This window comes from Bacillus sp. NPDC057893 (genome assembly GCF_042796455.1).
Lineage (GTDB): Bacteria > Bacillota > Bacilli > Bacillales > Bacillaceae_G > Bacillus_A.
The window spans coordinates 508,795-523,727 of record NZ_JBHVNG010000001.1 but is presented as its reverse complement, the minus strand read 5'-3'; the positions used below and the strand labels follow the sequence as shown (position 1 = coordinate 523,727).

Here is a 14,933-nt window from a genome sequence, read left to right as displayed (position 1 = left end):
CTCTCCATATTAAATTAAAGATTTACGTAATGAAACACTTACTCCCTTTGGTACATGAGCAACAATTTTCGCTCCTGATTCATTTACAGTAACCCAGCCCAATCCAGAGAATACAACATCCGTTTTTGGCTCACGAATATTAAATTCATATTTCACAAACTCAGGCATATTTTCTAATTCTTCTGGTGTCGGTGGATTCAATAATTCTCCAGCGTGTCTTTCGTACAATTCATTAGCCTTTTCAAGCTTTGTACGATGGATTGTTAAACGGTTTGAGAAATGACAAGTAAATGCACGACGGCCTCCACTTACATAATCAAATCGTGCTAATCCACCAAAGAATAATGTTTGTTCTTCATTTAATTGGAATACCATTGGCTTAACTTCTGTAGTCGGTGTAATAAGCTTTAAGCTTTGTTTCCCAACATAATGCGCCATTTGATGATGATTAATAATACCTGGTGTATCGTATAAAGAGGATGTTTCATCTAATGGAATATCAATTAAATCAAGTGTTGTTCCTGGGAAATGTGATGTTGTAATTACATTCTCAGTCTCATCACTAAATTCTTTAATCATACGATTAATAAATGTTGATTTACCAACATTCGTACATCCAACAACATAAACATCTTTACCTTCACGGTAATGCTCAATTGCATCAGCAAGTTCAGCGATTCCTTGTCCTTTAGCTGCACTAATTAAAAAGACATCTTCTGGTTTTAAACCAAGTTGCTTTGCACTGTAGCGCATCCAATGTTTTACTTTATCATGCTTAACTGACTTTGGAATTAAGTCAGCTTTATTCCCAACAAGTAATACTTTATTATTCCCTACAAAACGATGTAAGCCCGGTAACCAGCTACCATTGAAATCGAAAATGTCTACGATTTTGACCACTAATGCTTCCGATTGTCCAATTCCGTTCAAAATACGAAGGAAATCATCGTCTGTTAAAGATACATCTTGAATTTCGTTATAATGTTTCAAACGAAAACAACGTTGACAAATTACTTGTTCCTTCTCTAAAGATGATGCAGGAGCGTATCCTATTTCATTTTTATTTTCTGTTTGAATTTCTACACCGCAACCAATACATTTAATTATTTCAGTCAAACTTTATTCCTCCCAATTAATTAAGCCTTTTTTCTTCATGTTTCTCATAATTCTTCGTTCAATTTTTCGATTAAAGCGTGTCACCAATCCGTCCGTTTGCGCTACCGGTACAACTAAAATTGTATGAAGTCCCACACGATTCCCGCCGAGCACATCCGTTAGTAACTGATCTCCAATTACTACAACTTCGTCTGGCTGCAGGTGCATCTCGTGTATCGCACGCTTAAATGCGCGAACAAACGGTTTGCGCGCACTATGAATAAACGGAATACCTAATGGGTCAGCGAAGTCTTTAACGCGTTGCTCGTTATTATTTGAAACGACCGTTACTTGAATATCATTTTCTTTCATTTTCAAAAACCACTCTTCAAGCTGTGGTGTTGCGTTTGGACGATCCCATTCAATTAAAGTGTTATCTAAATCAGTAATAACTCCCTTAATTCCACGTTTTTTCAAATCTTCTGGTTGAACATGATATACATTTTTCACATATTCATTTGGTAAAAATAACTTCAATTTCTTTCACCTCTTTGAGGATTTTTCATAAAATTTTTCGACAGCATTTTTCGATAAATAACCTGTGGATAAACTTGTACACACTTTCCACACTAATTTTTCAGTCAATTCGGAATTTACTAACAATCTATACACATTTTATCCACTGAGGTATGTGGATAACCTCTTGTTTGTGACTGTCATATTTTTTTGGTACATTAAATGCAACAACGAATCAATCCTTATATTATTAGGAGGTGACTCACCTTGAAAACAAAACATATGGAACAGCTATCTACTGATTTACTCACTGAGTCTTATTATAAAGCAAAAGAACTAAAATTAAATCCCGACTTCATTTTACTTATAAAACAAGAAATTATTAGACGCTCGTTAGAGGACAAGCTCGTCAAATCTTCTTGAGTACATATAGATTGCTGATTGACCTGTAAAAAGAGCCATCCTGCGATGGCTCTCGAATAAACAAGTACTCCCATCTAGGGGATTTCTTCATCAAGCATCTTTGTCCACATTTCTTAATTAGAGCTTCATAAGTATATTATAAAATCTTTTCTTTACTTATGAGATACTCGGGTTGCAATTTTTTCACCAAGACGCAGCTCTTGCCCACTTGTCAATTCCTGCACTGCTTCAATCATATCTTTTTCAAATAATAAAACAACTGTTGAGCCAAATGTAAAGTATGCCATCTCTTCACCTTTTTGAACAGTACTTCTTTCATGAAGGAGCTCGATACTATTAACAAACATAGCACCTACTTTTACAAGCGCCATATGTTCGCCTTCACTATTTACTTCTGTAACAGAGCGATAATTTTTTGACAATGGTTCTTTCCCATACTCCATACCCGCTGCATTTACCGGATATGATTTTCTGCCGAGTACAAATCTTTCAGTCACAGAGCCAGAGAGCGGACTATGAATACGATGATAATGACTTGGACTCAAATAAATTACCATATATGTACCACCTGCATATCGCTTTGCACGCTCTTCATTACCTAGCATATCCACAATTGAATAACGCTTTCCTTTTATATCGAATGTTTTTGTATCCTCAATAGGACCTTGATCAGCAAAAACACCATCAACAGGACTAACGATACTCGATGCATCAGTATCAATACTACGCTTTTCTTCTTTTAGCCTACGTGTAAATAAATCATGCAATGTTCGATATTCCTTCAAACCCTTTTCCATCTCATCTTGATTAATTTGAAAAACTTTCGCATACGATGGAATAATGATAGAGCTCAAACGAGATTGTGCAAATTTACGTAATATATAAGAAGTAAAACGACCATTTGTAAGTTCGATCATAAGTCGATATAATGTCCGTCGCAAATTACGAAACCTCCTAATCAGCCTATAACTTTAGTTTCCCCTTCTTTTCTCTCTATATCATATGTAAAATTGGTTCTTATTCCCACATATAGAATGGAGCCGTCTCGTTATACACGAAGAAAAACTAAGTATAATTTTTATTCTTAAATTGTTTAGCACCTTCTAATATTACAGATAGAACCCGCCATTTTCAACAGTGAACATGTATTTCTTCTGAGAGCAGCTCGTTTTCTTTCCGTTTTCCCGAAAGAAAAGCAGCCACTTTTAAAGTGTAGCTGCCTACAATATACATTATTCTTTTGCTTTTTTCTCTTTCTCAGCCCGCACAAATTCGTGGAACATTTTCATTAAAGCACGCTTTTCAATTCGCGATACGTAGCTTCTTGAAATACCGAGTGCCTTCGCAATCTCCCTCTGTGTTTTCTCTTTATCAAGCCCAAGTCCAAAACGCTTCACAATTACTTCTTTCTCTCGTTCATCTAAAATATCGATATACTCTTTAATTTTTTCTAACTCCATACTAAGCTGAATCATATCAATTACATCTTCAGATTCTGATTTTAATATATCAATAAGCGATATTTCATTACCCTCTTTATCTTGCCCGATTGGATCATGAAGTGAAACGTCTTTTTTCGTTTTCTTCAGCACACGTAAATGCATCAAAATTTCATTTTCGATACAGCGCGCTGCATATGTTGCAAGCTTAGTTCCTTTCCCTGCTGAATAGCTTTCAATCGCTTTAATAAGCCCAATGGTACCAATTGAAATTAAATCTTCTGCATCTTCACCGGTGTTTTCGAATTTCTTAACAATATGAGCTACAAGCCGTAAATTATGTTCAATTAAAAGATTTCTCGCTTGAGCATCACCTTGCTCCATTAACTCTAAGTACTTTCTCTCATCATCTGATGATAACGGCTGCGGGAACGCATTGTTCTTCACATAAGAAACAAATACAAACACTTCTCGAACCATATATCCAATTGCGGCGAATAGACTCAAACCTTTCACCTCCGCCAAAATAGTGGTCTTTACTATGTGTATGTGGGCATGAGGTTGTTTGTGCCTGTACGATATCATTCCAACATGTTTTTAAGCATGATATTTGTCGCACAAAGCTTCGTTACGTATACTTAAACAAAAGATAGGAGGGTAAAATGTGAAACATTTTATTACCTTCTTGTACCCGAGTACCTTGTAAGAGATGAACTCCTTGTACGCTCTTGCAAGCTGCTTGTACTACAAGGAGGGATTACAAATATGAAATTTGAAAGAACACGTGCTTATACAAGACACCAACGTCAGCGTACAATGCGCCGAAAGATGAATATTGCAAAACACGCATGGGGATATACTCCTGAAATTGTCGGTATTTTTGCAAAAGGGAAAGTTCACTGTTCTTGCGGAATGTGTACAACAAAGTGGAGAACAGAAGGACCACCAGCTAGTGTACAGAAGTGGTTATACAAAATTGATACATGCGAAGAATAATTATTCTTTCTAAAAAAGGTCTTCTCTCGAAGACCTTTTTCCCTATTTAAAGACTTATTTACTCCAAATCTTTTCCCCAGTGTGGGCATCAATATAACGAATTCCTCGACTACACTCGAAGGGTTCTTTATGATTTTCATCCGTCGTTTGTTTATACAGTAATTGATATACCGTTTCCTCTGCATCATTATCTATATACCATTCTAATTTAACTCGGATGGCCTCTTTGTATATTTCTAACGCTTTTTCTTTTGTTACTTTCGGTGTTGTTTCATATGTAAGTAATTCTTTTATAATGTTGCTAGATTCTCCTGAATAGTGCATCACAGCACCATTTTCTGTATTGATATTAACCCTAAATTGGTTATACTCTGCTGGAATACCATTCACATATACGGAAAAGGTAAATCTTTCAATCCCATCTTCTGCTTCTTCACGTTCTTCCCAAAGACGAAGATATTGTGTGATATCTGGAATAACTCGTTCTAGAAATTGAAGTACTTTTTGTAAACATTCCTCTCTAGACAGTATTTGTTTTACTTCTTTATCGTCTGTCAGTTTTATAAAACCAATTAATTCATTGGTTGATTTATCAATCGTAATGCCAACTAAATTATTATATTTTAACATCGGTAAATGCTTTTTAAAGAATTCATTCATTAAATATGGATTCTTTTCTTCTTTCTGTTTTTGTAATTCCTCTTTCGGAACAAATTTCATCCTTATTCCATCTTCATTTTCCGTCTCAGCTACTTTTGTAAAACTTTCTTTATCCCAGTCAAATAAATCGAATATATCATCTTGCCTGCTACCTTTTTTCGGTTTTTCAACAGCTACAGTTGGAGGCAATTTATAATGATCTCGGCCAAACAAATCTTTACCTGTACTTGCATCAATAAACGCATGACTAGGTTCTGGCTCATACACAAGATGGTACCCTTTTACTTCTTCTCCACTTTCATATTCACATGAGGAGTATGTTAAATCAGCAAATACAAGTCTTATATCTTGTCTAGCCTTGAGGTTATCTAAAACTGTGCTCTCATCAACAATTTCAATTGGCCATAACGGTTTTTCCTGTATACTTTTCCCTCCGTTATAACGGAAATTCACAACATTACCTGAAGGATGAACTCGCACAACACATCCTGTATCCGGCAATGGATATCCATTCACTTCCTGCATATAATTTATTTCTTTCCAACCACGCCAGTCATCCTTAATTGACACATATGTATAAAATTCTAATCTTTCTTCCACATATTTTTTTATAAATACATTTGCAATCTCTCTTGCCTTATTTTCCTCTATCACTTCTTTATCACTCGAAAAATAATTTTCATCATCTATCCTGAATTCAAATAGATTACCTGTATGCCTATTTAATGAAATTTGTATCTGTTTCTCCTCATCCTCTTTATGCCCCCACCATAATAAATGATGAGGATCATCCACTCCTTCTTGATCATCTACAACAAGCCTATATTCATCTGGAATTTCAATAATATGAGCCACTTGCTCTTTTCTTTCTTTATCTTTTGGATTCATCATACCCTCTCCCTTATTACAATTTAAGGTAATTATAACAAACAAAACCAAAAGTCATTAGCAAAAAGACAAAAAGCTGCAACAATTAGTTCATACGAATTTCACATGAATCTATTACTATAAGAATTGTACATAATGAAATTACTAACCATGACGTTTATTCATATATAATTTCATTTGAAAGGGGTTGAAAAGATGAAAACTAAATATCGCTTTATGATCTCATCATTTGCTGCTTGCGCCTACATGATTTGGTGTTTAGTATAGTAACAACTTCACTTGTAAATAAGAAAAGGTGTGTATATAAATGGAATATAATCAATCAACCGTTAACTACTGGAAAGCTTTTGTATTACCTTATACATTCGCTTTAGAAGAGTTAAAAACTAAATTTGAAATTATGAACCGGGAAGCTCAATTTTTAGAAGACTACAACCCGTTTGAACATATAAAAACAAGACTTAAACAACCCGAAAGTATCATTAGAAAGCTTGAGCGTAAAAACTTATCACCAACAGTTGAAAATGCTCAAACACAATTACAAGATATTATTGGCATCCGTATTACATGTTGCTTTGTAGAAGATATTTATCATTTAAAAAAAGTTATTGAAAATCGTGGAGACATGGAAATTGTAGAAGTAAAAGATTATATTGCTAATCCAAAAGGAAATGGCTATAAAAGTTTGCATATGATAATAAAATATCCATTGTCACTAAATTCTGGTACGAAAGATGTCTTTGCAGAAATTCAATTACGTACACTTGCCATGGACTTTTGGGCAAGTTTAGAACATAAACTTTACTACAAATATGAAGGAAATATACCTGACTATTTGAAAGATGAACTACATGACGCTGCTATGAAAGCTGAAGACCTCGATAATAAGATGGCAACAATCCGTCAAGATATTGATGACATTGAAGCATGTTCAAATCAAATTTTATTACCACTATAAAAAGGTTCTCTCCTATGAGAACCTTTTTTTATTTCTTCTCTATCGTACGAACCTCTTCAATCTTCCACCCTTCTTCTTCTTTTCCAAGTGCGTACTGCATTTTCTTCTGAAGAGTAACCCCTCCATCTACTTCTTTTTCCGCCGTTTCAACAATAACAAGCCCACCTTTACGAGCTTTCATATTCATATGTTCTAATTCTATTTTCTTATTTCCCTTCTGAAATGCCGCTTCCTTTTGTGTTTTTAAGTCTTCAGCACTAGGCATCTTCTTTGAAAATAACTCCATATGTTCAGCAAGATTTTTTTCATTCGTCGTCCGTACAAATGCCTCAATAACATCTTGAATGGATTTCTCTTCTTCTTTCGTTATATGTACCTTTTCCTCAGTTTTTTCAGCAGATTTTTGTTCTATATTATTCTCTTGAGATTGACACCCAACTAGCAATAATACAAATACTAGAAGGAATCTTAATTTCCCTAAAAAAAATCTCATCTTTCCATCTCCTAAAAAGAAAAGTGAGGCATTTCGCCTCACTTTCATTTATAATTAGCGTCTTCCTTTATTCGGGTCGCCGCCGCCAACAATGTCAAAGACACGTTTAGCTATATTTGTATTCTCTTGAACGCCAGAGAATACGTATTTACCTGGTCCGAATGCATATACGTTCACATCTTCACCTGTATGTCCACCCGTTGTCCAACCTGTAACCGAACGCTTATTGAAGATATCTTCAATTGCATTATCAATCTTTGTTACATCTTTTGATGGAGCTATATCATTTACAGCTTTAATTTCTTCTGGTGTTAATTGTAGATCAATATACTTTTTCAATGTTTCTTCTACATTTGCACCTTTTACAATCTCATTTGCCATAAAGTCTGGCGTACGTTTCGCAGCTTTAATCGGATCTACTTTAAAATTATACTCACCATTCGCACCTAAAGATAATCCGCCAGTAGCATGGTCTGCAGTTGCAACAACTAATGTGTTCTTATCTTTTTTCGCAAACTCAATTGCTGCTTTAAACGCTTTTTCGAAGTCTTCCATTTCACTCATTGCACCGACAATATCATTATCATGTCCAGCCCAATCAATTTGACTACCTTCGACCATTAAGAAGAAACCATTTTTATTTTTGTTCAAGCGCTCAATCGCTGCATTTGTCATCTCTTCTAATGAAGGTGTTTTGTCAGTACGATCAATCATTTTATCTAAACCACCTGGTGCAAATAAACCAAGAACTTGATCGCTTTTATCATTTAATAATTGATTACGATCTGTTACATAACTATAACCAGACTTCTTAAATTCTTCTGTAAGATTTCGGTCTTTTCTAACAAAGTTATTTACGCCACCGCCAAGCATAACATCTATTTTATGCTTATCTTTAATTTTCTCATCAAAGTAATCATTTGCAATTGCATCCATATTTTTACGACTAATATCATGTGCACCGAATGCAGCTGGTGTTGCATGCGTAATTTCAGAAGTTGCAACGAGTCCCGTTGACTTCCCTTTTTCTTTCGCTTGCTCCAATACTGTTTTCACTTCAGCTTTATCATTATCTACTGCAATAGCTGCATTATATGTTTTTATACCTGCTGACATCGCAGTAGCTGCCGATGCAGAGTCTGTAATATTTTCATGTTCATCTTCTGGATATGTTTTTTGTGTTCCTACAAGATGCTTATCAAATTCTGTAGATTCCATCTCAAATGTTTTTGGATTATCTTTCATATAACGATGAGCTGTCATATATGAAGGCCCCATACCATCCCCAATTAATACAATGACATTTTTAATTTTTGCATTGTTTCCGTTCTCATCCGCATTAACCTCACTAGAACGCGTAAAATTCCATGTTGCTACCGAAGTAACTGCTAACGACGCCACAACTGCAAATGGCCATGCTTTTTTTACAAACTTTTTCACTGTCTTGTCCCCCTAATTAGGTTATTCATTTCCCACTATCAAATTTAATAGAAGACTGTTAAGAGAAAATGAGTTATATGTAAATTTTTTGTTAACTTATGTAAATTTCAGTTATAATTTGTATAAGTTTGTCTTTTCATATCAAGCATACTCCCCTTTACAAAGAAAAATATAAACATGTTGGATTTCTTTTAATACGAACCTATTATTTTACATTTCGTAATATTATTCTTATTTTTTCTAATTTAAATAGAAATATGGTGAACTTTATGAAAACAGTAAAACTAGACGAATCTTCCATTCCAGATTTACTCTCTCTTTGCAAATCAGTCGGGTGGTTACAGCATGAGATTTTTATGAAAGAGCAATTCCATATGTACCTTTCCATTGGCACAATTTTTGGCTATGTACATGAGAATAAACTTATTGCAGCGGGCGGCGTCTTTTCATTTGCCCCTGGATTTTCTTCTATCGGTATGTTAATCGTGCATCCTGATTTTCAAAGAAAAGGAATTGGCCGTATTTTGTTAAACAATAGCTTAAAAGTAACTCATCCATCGCTCCCTATTACGCTCATTGCAACAAAAGCTGGTGAATCCTTATATGAATCTTATGGATTTCAATCAATAACAACCATTCATCGTTTCGAAAAACAAGCGACTTACAAAAATACAAATTTTGTTCCCATAAAACAAATTCAGCAGACGGATGTTCAATCTCTAATTTCTCTTGATGAAACTACGACTGGTGCATATCGTTCTAAGCTTTATTCATCACTACTATCGAGAGCAACTTACTCCTTTAAAATAGAACGGGATAATCAAATAGATGCTTTTGCTTTATGCATACAAAAAGGAGATGTACTATGTATCACTCCACTTATTTCAAAAAAAGAAAAAGACTCTATTCAGTTATTAGAAATGATTTGTAAATCGTGGAATGGGACAATACGCATTGATGTTCCGCATTCACAATTCATTTTCCGCCAATTTCTTCAAACAGCAAATTTCCAGGAAACGCTCCTTTCACCTCTTATGATAAAGAATGGTAATCAACTTCCTGGAAATCGTAATATGCTATTTGCTATGATAGATGCAGCGTTATGTTAGAAAGGAGACACCTAATTGAAGCGATTTAGCTATTTTATGGTAGGTTGTCTTACTCTTACACTATTAGTAGGATGTAGTGCAGCAGAAAAGCCAGTAGAACAAGTAAAACAAGTTAAAAATACAATTACAGCGAAACTAGCTACCGAGGAAAAAATGGTAGAGATAGATGGTCAAACGATTTACTTTAAAAAGATTGGTGATGAAAAACCACCTTTACTTATGATCCATGGATTTGGAGGATCATCCGATGGTTTTCAAAAGATTTACTCAGATTTAGCAAAAGATCATACAATTATTTCTGTTGATGTTTTAGGGTTCGGACGTTCCTCTAAGCCGATGGATTTTTATTATTCTTTCCCAACTCATGCAAATTTGTATTATAAGTTAATGAAAAAACTAGGGTATGACTCATTCGCAATACTGGGACATTCGATGGGCGGAGAAATTTCTCTTAATTTAACATATTTATACCCTGAAGCGGTTACCCACCTTATTTTAACTGATGCTACAGGCGGCCCTCATACGTTCGTTAATAAACAAGGTTCACCAAAACCAACGTTGTCGACTGATTTAAGTGCCATTTCTTCTATTGCAGATTATGATGAGAGCAAAGTTAAATTCAAGCGCAATGATGAGGAACATTATAATAAAATGAAGTTGTGGCCTAGACGTCTTCAAATCAATGCAAATGAAATAAAACAACCAACTTTAATTATATGGGGAAAAAATGATAGTAGCGTTTCTTGGAAAGAGGGAGAAACTTATCATCAATTCTTAAAAAATAGCACTTTCCATATTATTGAAAAAGGTTATCATGCTCCATTTCGTCAAGAGCCACAAGAATTTGTAGGGTATGTAAAAGATTTCTTCGAGAAAAATCCTATAAATGCTGAAAAATAAACGGGTATCTCATTTTGAGATACCCGTTTTCATATATTAAGCAGCTTGCTTTTGACGATTTTGAGTTTTTGATCCCAATACTTTCGGGATAACGAAACCATCCATTCCAAATTTCCCAGCATTCATACCGGAAACAAGAACGAACATAGATAAGATAACCATCTCAGGGTTCACACCAATTGACCCACTAAACATATAAGAAAAGTTCATTAAAAGACCAAAAAAGACCGCTGTTTTTGTTAAACAGCCTACAATTAAACCAATTCCAACTAAAATTTCTCCCCATGTTACAAGTGTATTAAACAGATCTACATTTGGAATTGCAAATTCTTGTAAAAATGATGCCCACCAAGATTGAACAGCCGGTTGTGCTCCTTTAGATTTTTCAATTGCACCTTGTAAATAACCCGTTGCATCGAATCCTTTTCCTTGTAGTTTACCGATTCCAGCCATTAACCATGTGTAACCAAGATATACTCGAATTACTGCTAATACAAAAGAAACTGCTTTGTTTTCTCTTAAAAATTGAATAACCATATCTTCCTCCTAAAGGTGTAATTAAGTCAGTTACAGATAATATAATAACATTAGTAACTTATTTTTCAAACGTTAATTATGAATAATTTGTGACATACATATTAAACATTAAAAACTAACGTTTATATAGTAACTTTTATTACCTGTAAAAACTTGAACATATCATACCACAGGTGATAATCATTTTCATTGAATAAAATGTAAAAAAACTGTGAGTTAAATGTGAAACACATTTATTCGAATATAGAACAAATGTGTTTCATGCTATTTATATAATCGAAATGTATGCGTCTCCTCATCGATTACTCTTGCTTCTTGAAAAGCCTCTTCTAACGTTTTTTATGGTTAATAAACCCGTAAAATAAGCGTATTGTAAATATAAGTGCTACATTTCCATCTACATAATCTATCTATCTAACATGCGATTTTGCATCATTATGTAAAATGAATTCTACTAGTTTCAACTCCCCAAACTTACACCAACCATTTAAAATATGTGTAATATGCAATTTTGCATATTACTTAATTTTCGCTACGTTAAAGTATACTCTCTGCTCATTTAAGTCATACACATCTTCTCCTAACTCTTCCATTACAAATCCTACTCCTATAAGTCCATTTCATATATACCCGTTTCTTTCAAAAAATCAGCTCTAGTTAAAGCGACTTTATGTAAATATTGCCTATACGCTGTAATTGTTCCATCATGTGAAACGATACAAATTTTTTCTGTTTTTAACTGATAGCACCAGTGCAGAAATTCATCTACTATTTGTTGAAATTCCATCTCCGAGATGATATTGACTCCCTCATTCCATAACAATTCATTTGTACTTTCTTCTAACAAAAAATGCGGAAATAATTTTTTTATTATCTTTCGATCTAACAATTGATCGCACGGCAATGTTTTGGCGGATTCCCGATAAGGAAAAATACGCGGGGATATATATGGGTGAACAATTTTTTGACAAGCAACTTCCGCACCCCATATTGTTGCAGTTTGTAAAGTTCGACGTGTAGGACTAGCGATTAATATATCCTTTTCTTGTAATGGTATATCGCACTGAAGCAATTTAGCCTGCTTCTTTCCCACGCCCGTCAATTGCGGATTCACCGCTTGTAAACTTAATGGTACATCTTTCGTATGCTCACCTTCACCATGCCGAACAAAGACAAGTTTCATTCTCCTCTTCCTCTCACTAGGAAATAGTCTCACATATTTCTTCCCTATTTTTTTCTTTACTCCTGCTATTTTAAAAAGCAGGATGTAAAAAGTATTTGCCATCAATATTTGGAAAACATTACGATTATATATAAAATACTTTTTACAAGAAGAGGAGGATTACAAATATGAAATGGATTATCCTCTTTATCGGCATGATCATATGGGGATACATAAATGGCTTTCTTAATAGTGATAAAACTGCTAATCCTTGGATTACAGATGATGAGCGTGAAACAAAAATTAAGCAAAAAGCAATTATCGCAAGCTGGTCTGGTGTTTTCATATTTTGTATCATTAACCTCTTAAACAAATGGTTAGGTTTAGGAACGAGCGATACATCACCTTACTTACCATATTCTGTCGCAACTATTTTAAAAGAAAATGTAGAGTTACAAGTTTTACTTATATTATTCATTACAGCTTTTCCCGAACAAGAAAGCCCATCGCCTTTAGGCATGGGATGAAAGTGAGGTTGGATACGGAGTACCACTAAAAATCGCAAGGTTCGTGGTACTTTAAGTATCCAAAGTATAGGTGGTTTCTTCGGAGTTTTATTGGAATCTTTCGAAAATAAATGATATAACTAGAATAAATGATGATAGAAGAATATTTCAAAGTGTTTGAGAGGAAGATCTCCTCGTTTCATGCAGTTGTAAAGTTTATAAACACGTTCTGATTTTGTTATGATTGCTAGAAATGTATCAGATGAACACGATGTTGAAAATCAAAAAAACAAGGGGATGAAACGTATGTCACAGACCCTAACAGTGAAAGTGAAATTGATTCCAACAAAAGGACAAATCTGTTTATTGGAACAAAGCAGTCAAGAATATATAAAAGTTATAAATACACTTGTATCGGAAATGGTGGAAGCAAAGAAAAGTACGAAAAAAAGCACAAAAAATATTGAAGCAAATATCCCAAGTGCAGTGAAAAATCAAGCGATTAAAGATGCGAAAAGTTTGTTTGCTACAAAAGTAAAGAAAAGCCATTATAAAATCATCCCAATTCTAAAGAGACCTGTTTGTGTATGGAACAATCAAAATTATTCATTTGAACCTACTTATATTTCAATCCCATTTAAGGTAAATGGAAAGTCGACTCGTGTAAAAATCCGGGCTTTATTAAGTGATAAAAACAATCGTAATCTGAATCTGTTAAAACATAAATTAGGTACACTTCGCATCACAAAGAAATCGAATAAATGGATAGCCCAAATATCTGTCACACTTCCTATCAATAAAAGGACAGGAACGAAAATTTTAGGCGTAGACTTAGGTCTCAAGGTCCCCGCGGTAGCAATCACAGATGATGATAAGGTTCGTTTCTTTGGGAGTGGTAGGCACAATAAATATAAGAAGCGTAAGTTTCGTAGTGTTCGTAAGAAGTTAGGAAAAGACAAAAAGGTGAAAGCCATTCGGCGAATGGATGATAAAGAGCAAAGATGGATGCAAGATAAAGATCACAAAATAAGTCGTGCAATTATTAATTTTGCGATTGCAAATCGTATTTCTGTCATTCGATTAGAACAACTAACGAATATAAGACAGACGGCAAGAACAAGCCGTAAAAACGAAAAAAATCTACACACTTGGTCATTCTATCGTTTGGCACAATTTATTGCCTATAAAGCAACGATAGCTGGTATTCAGATTGAATATGTGAATCCAGCTTATACAAGTCAAAGTTGTCCGAAATGTGCTAAAAAGAATAAGGCTCAAGATAGAAAATATAAGTGTCCATGTGGGTTTAAGACACATCGTGATATCGTTGGAGCGATGAATATTCGCTGCGCAACTGTGATTGATGGTAGCCTAAGCACCTTTATGGTCTGGTTTAGGAGGGGCAATGAGATGCCCTTATCTTGAAGGCTGTTCAAAGCAGAAATGGATTGCGAACGCTTAGTCATTCAAGAATCCCACCCGTAAATCCGTAAGGATTCGGGCTTGCGACTTTAGTCGTGGGAGTCTCAAGTATGGACTATTTTACTTATACTACCGAAGAAAACTAAGCGCTTAACTTTTATCTCATGATTTTCCTCCTAAATGGTTATAGTAACTAGGACGCAATGAAAAAAGGAGAGATATAAAAATGAGTAACTCAAATGATTTTTTAGATACATTACATGAAAAACAAGCAAAAGATGAACAAAATAGAAAGCGCCAAGGAAACGGGAACCCCGCGAAAAAAAAGCCAAATAAAACACATAAATAACATTGAAAAACCTGCCTAAAAATTATATTTTAGGCAGGTT

General features: G+C 34.5%; 17 protein-coding genes and 1 pseudogene. 8 read left to right on the top strand and 10 right to left on the bottom strand.

Features of this window, described 5'->3' with window-relative positions; all coding sequences use genetic code 11:
- Positions 1-9: 9 nt before the first annotated feature.
- Complete coding sequence (yqeH, locus tag ACFVQC_RS02880; protein ID WP_377897396.1) at positions 10-1,116, bottom strand: ribosome biogenesis GTPase YqeH; 1,107 nt, start codon at positions 1,114-1,116, stop codon at positions 10-12.
- A gap of 3 nt (positions 1,117-1,119) precedes the next feature.
- Complete coding sequence (locus tag ACFVQC_RS02875) at positions 1,120-1,632, bottom strand: YqeG family HAD IIIA-type phosphatase (protein WP_002145684.1); 513 nt, start codon at positions 1,630-1,632, stop codon at positions 1,120-1,122.
- A gap of 246 nt (positions 1,633-1,878) precedes the next feature.
- Between ACFVQC_RS02875 and sda the strand changes: the two genes are divergently transcribed.
- A complete protein-coding gene (gene sda / locus ACFVQC_RS02870; protein WP_002015226.1) occupies positions 1,879-2,034 on the top strand; it encodes a sporulation histidine kinase inhibitor Sda in 156 nt (51 codons plus the stop codon).
- Between the two features lie 152 nt (positions 2,035-2,186).
- Here sda and ACFVQC_RS02865 read toward each other — a convergent pair whose 3' ends face one another.
- Together ACFVQC_RS02865 and sigK are read right to left on the bottom strand one after the other, a co-directional pair.
- Positions 2,187-2,975: a phosphatidylserine decarboxylase gene (locus ACFVQC_RS02865; protein ID WP_377897394.1), complete on the bottom strand. Its 789-nt coding sequence runs from the start codon at positions 2,973-2,975 to the stop codon at positions 2,187-2,189.
- Between the two features lie 291 nt (positions 2,976-3,266).
- A complete protein-coding gene (sigK, locus tag ACFVQC_RS02860) occupies positions 3,267-3,980 on the bottom strand; it encodes an RNA polymerase sporulation sigma factor SigK (protein ID WP_000051382.1) in 714 nt (237 codons plus the stop codon).
- Between the two features lie 258 nt (positions 3,981-4,238).
- On the opposite strand from sigK, the gene ACFVQC_RS02855 reads away from it, so the two are divergent.
- Positions 4,239-4,469 (top strand): hypothetical protein, encoded by a 231-nt coding sequence (locus tag ACFVQC_RS02855; RefSeq protein ID WP_002111926.1) that lies wholly within the window; start codon positions 4,239-4,241, stop codon positions 4,467-4,469.
- Positions 4,470-4,523: 54 nt separating this feature from the next.
- Here the strand turns inward: ACFVQC_RS02855 and ACFVQC_RS02850 are convergent, their stop codons facing one another.
- Positions 4,524-6,020 carry a YcdB/YcdC domain-containing protein gene (locus tag ACFVQC_RS02850; protein ID WP_377897392.1) on the bottom strand — a complete coding sequence of 499 codons (1,497 nt, stop codon included), beginning with the start codon at positions 6,018-6,020 and terminating at the stop codon, positions 4,524-4,526.
- A 304-nt stretch (positions 6,021-6,324) separates the two neighbouring features.
- Here ACFVQC_RS02850 and ACFVQC_RS02845 point away from each other — a divergent pair, with 304 nt between their 5' ends.
- Positions 6,325-6,975, top strand: a complete 651-nt coding sequence (locus ACFVQC_RS02845; RefSeq protein WP_002067312.1) for a GTP pyrophosphokinase — start codon at positions 6,325-6,327, stop codon at positions 6,973-6,975.
- 28 nt (positions 6,976-7,003) lie between these two features.
- Here the strand turns inward: ACFVQC_RS02845 and ACFVQC_RS02840 are convergent, their stop codons facing one another.
- Complete coding sequence (locus tag ACFVQC_RS02840; protein ID WP_016096093.1) at positions 7,004-7,468, bottom strand: hypothetical protein; 465 nt, start codon at positions 7,466-7,468, stop codon at positions 7,004-7,006.
- Positions 7,469-7,522: 54 nt separating this feature from the next.
- Positions 7,523-8,908, bottom strand: coding sequence for an alkaline phosphatase (locus ACFVQC_RS02835; RefSeq protein ID WP_377897390.1), 1,386 nt, complete (start codon positions 8,906-8,908; stop codon positions 7,523-7,525).
- Between the two features lie 269 nt (positions 8,909-9,177).
- Between ACFVQC_RS02835 and ACFVQC_RS02830 the strand changes: the two genes are divergently transcribed.
- Entirely contained in the window at positions 9,178-10,017 is an 840-nt protein-coding gene (locus ACFVQC_RS02830) for a GNAT family N-acetyltransferase (RefSeq protein WP_016096092.1), read from the top strand.
- A gap of 15 nt (positions 10,018-10,032) precedes the next feature.
- Positions 10,033-10,917, top strand: coding sequence for an alpha/beta fold hydrolase (locus tag ACFVQC_RS02825; RefSeq protein ID WP_377889359.1), 885 nt, complete (start codon positions 10,033-10,035; stop codon positions 10,915-10,917).
- A 36-nt stretch (positions 10,918-10,953) separates the two neighbouring features.
- On the opposite strand, the gene ACFVQC_RS02820 is transcribed toward ACFVQC_RS02825, so the two are convergent.
- From ACFVQC_RS02820 to ACFVQC_RS02810, 3 genes and pseudogenes are all read right to left on the bottom strand, one after another.
- Positions 10,954-11,454 (bottom strand): DoxX family protein, encoded by a 501-nt coding sequence (locus tag ACFVQC_RS02820; RefSeq protein WP_002145675.1) that lies wholly within the window; start codon positions 11,452-11,454, stop codon positions 10,954-10,956.
- Between the two features lie 264 nt (positions 11,455-11,718).
- Positions 11,719-12,053, bottom strand: a pseudogene (locus tag ACFVQC_RS02815) (delta-aminolevulinic acid dehydratase); the annotation flags it as partial.
- Positions 12,054-12,061: 8 nt separating this feature from the next.
- Positions 12,062-12,637 carry a histidine phosphatase family protein gene (locus ACFVQC_RS02810; protein WP_377889361.1) on the bottom strand — a complete coding sequence of 192 codons (576 nt, stop codon included), beginning with the start codon at positions 12,635-12,637 and terminating at the stop codon, positions 12,062-12,064.
- Between the two features lie 167 nt (positions 12,638-12,804).
- On the opposite strand from ACFVQC_RS02810, the gene ACFVQC_RS02805 reads away from it, so the two are divergent.
- The 3 genes from ACFVQC_RS02805 to ACFVQC_RS02795 all read left to right on the top strand — a co-directional run bounded on the left by ACFVQC_RS02805 (position 12,805) and on the right by ACFVQC_RS02795 (position 14,893).
- On the top strand, positions 12,805-13,143 hold the full coding sequence (locus tag ACFVQC_RS02805) for a phosphoglycerate mutase (protein ID WP_377889363.1): 339 nt from the start codon (positions 12,805-12,807) through the stop codon (positions 13,141-13,143).
- A gap of 285 nt (positions 13,144-13,428) precedes the next feature.
- Positions 13,429-14,547: an RNA-guided endonuclease TnpB family protein gene (locus ACFVQC_RS02800; RefSeq protein WP_377897389.1), complete on the top strand. Its 1,119-nt coding sequence runs from the start codon at positions 13,429-13,431 to the stop codon at positions 14,545-14,547.
- Positions 14,548-14,770: 223 nt separating this feature from the next.
- Positions 14,771-14,893: a DUF4023 domain-containing protein gene (locus ACFVQC_RS02795; protein ID WP_000071861.1), complete on the top strand. Its 123-nt coding sequence runs from the start codon at positions 14,771-14,773 to the stop codon at positions 14,891-14,893.
- Positions 14,894-14,933: the final 40 nt, after the last annotated feature.

What these genes read in the sequence shown, in the direction of transcription:
- ACFVQC_RS02850 (WP_377897392.1), bottom strand. Translation starts at nt 6,020, where the DNA reads ATGATGAATCCAAAAGATAAAGAAAGAAAAGAGCAAGTGGCTCATATT.
- ACFVQC_RS02855 (WP_002111926.1), top strand. Translation starts at nt 4,239, where the DNA reads ATGAAATTTGAAAGAACACGTGCTTATACAAGACACCAACGTCAGCGT.
- ACFVQC_RS02800 (WP_377897389.1), top strand. Translation starts at nt 13,429, where the DNA reads ATGTCACAGACCCTAACAGTGAAAGTGAAATTGATTCCAACAAAAGGA.
- ACFVQC_RS02805 (WP_377889363.1), top strand. Translation starts at nt 12,805, where the DNA reads ATGAAATGGATTATCCTCTTTATCGGCATGATCATATGGGGATACATA.
- ACFVQC_RS02830 (WP_016096092.1), top strand. Translation starts at nt 9,178, where the DNA reads ATGAAAACAGTAAAACTAGACGAATCTTCCATTCCAGATTTACTCTCT.
- ACFVQC_RS02845 (WP_002067312.1), top strand. Translation starts at nt 6,325, where the DNA reads ATGGAATATAATCAATCAACCGTTAACTACTGGAAAGCTTTTGTATTA.
- ACFVQC_RS02840 (WP_016096093.1), bottom strand. Translation starts at nt 7,468, where the DNA reads ATGAGATTTTTTTTAGGGAAATTAAGATTCCTTCTAGTATTTGTATTA.
- ACFVQC_RS02795 (WP_000071861.1), top strand. Translation starts at nt 14,771, where the DNA reads ATGAGTAACTCAAATGATTTTTTAGATACATTACATGAAAAACAAGCA.
- ACFVQC_RS02820 (WP_002145675.1), bottom strand. Translation starts at nt 11,454, where the DNA reads ATGGTTATTCAATTTTTAAGAGAAAACAAAGCAGTTTCTTTTGTATTA.
- ACFVQC_RS02810 (WP_377889361.1), bottom strand. Translation starts at nt 12,637, where the DNA reads ATGAAACTTGTCTTTGTTCGGCATGGTGAAGGTGAGCATACGAAAGAT.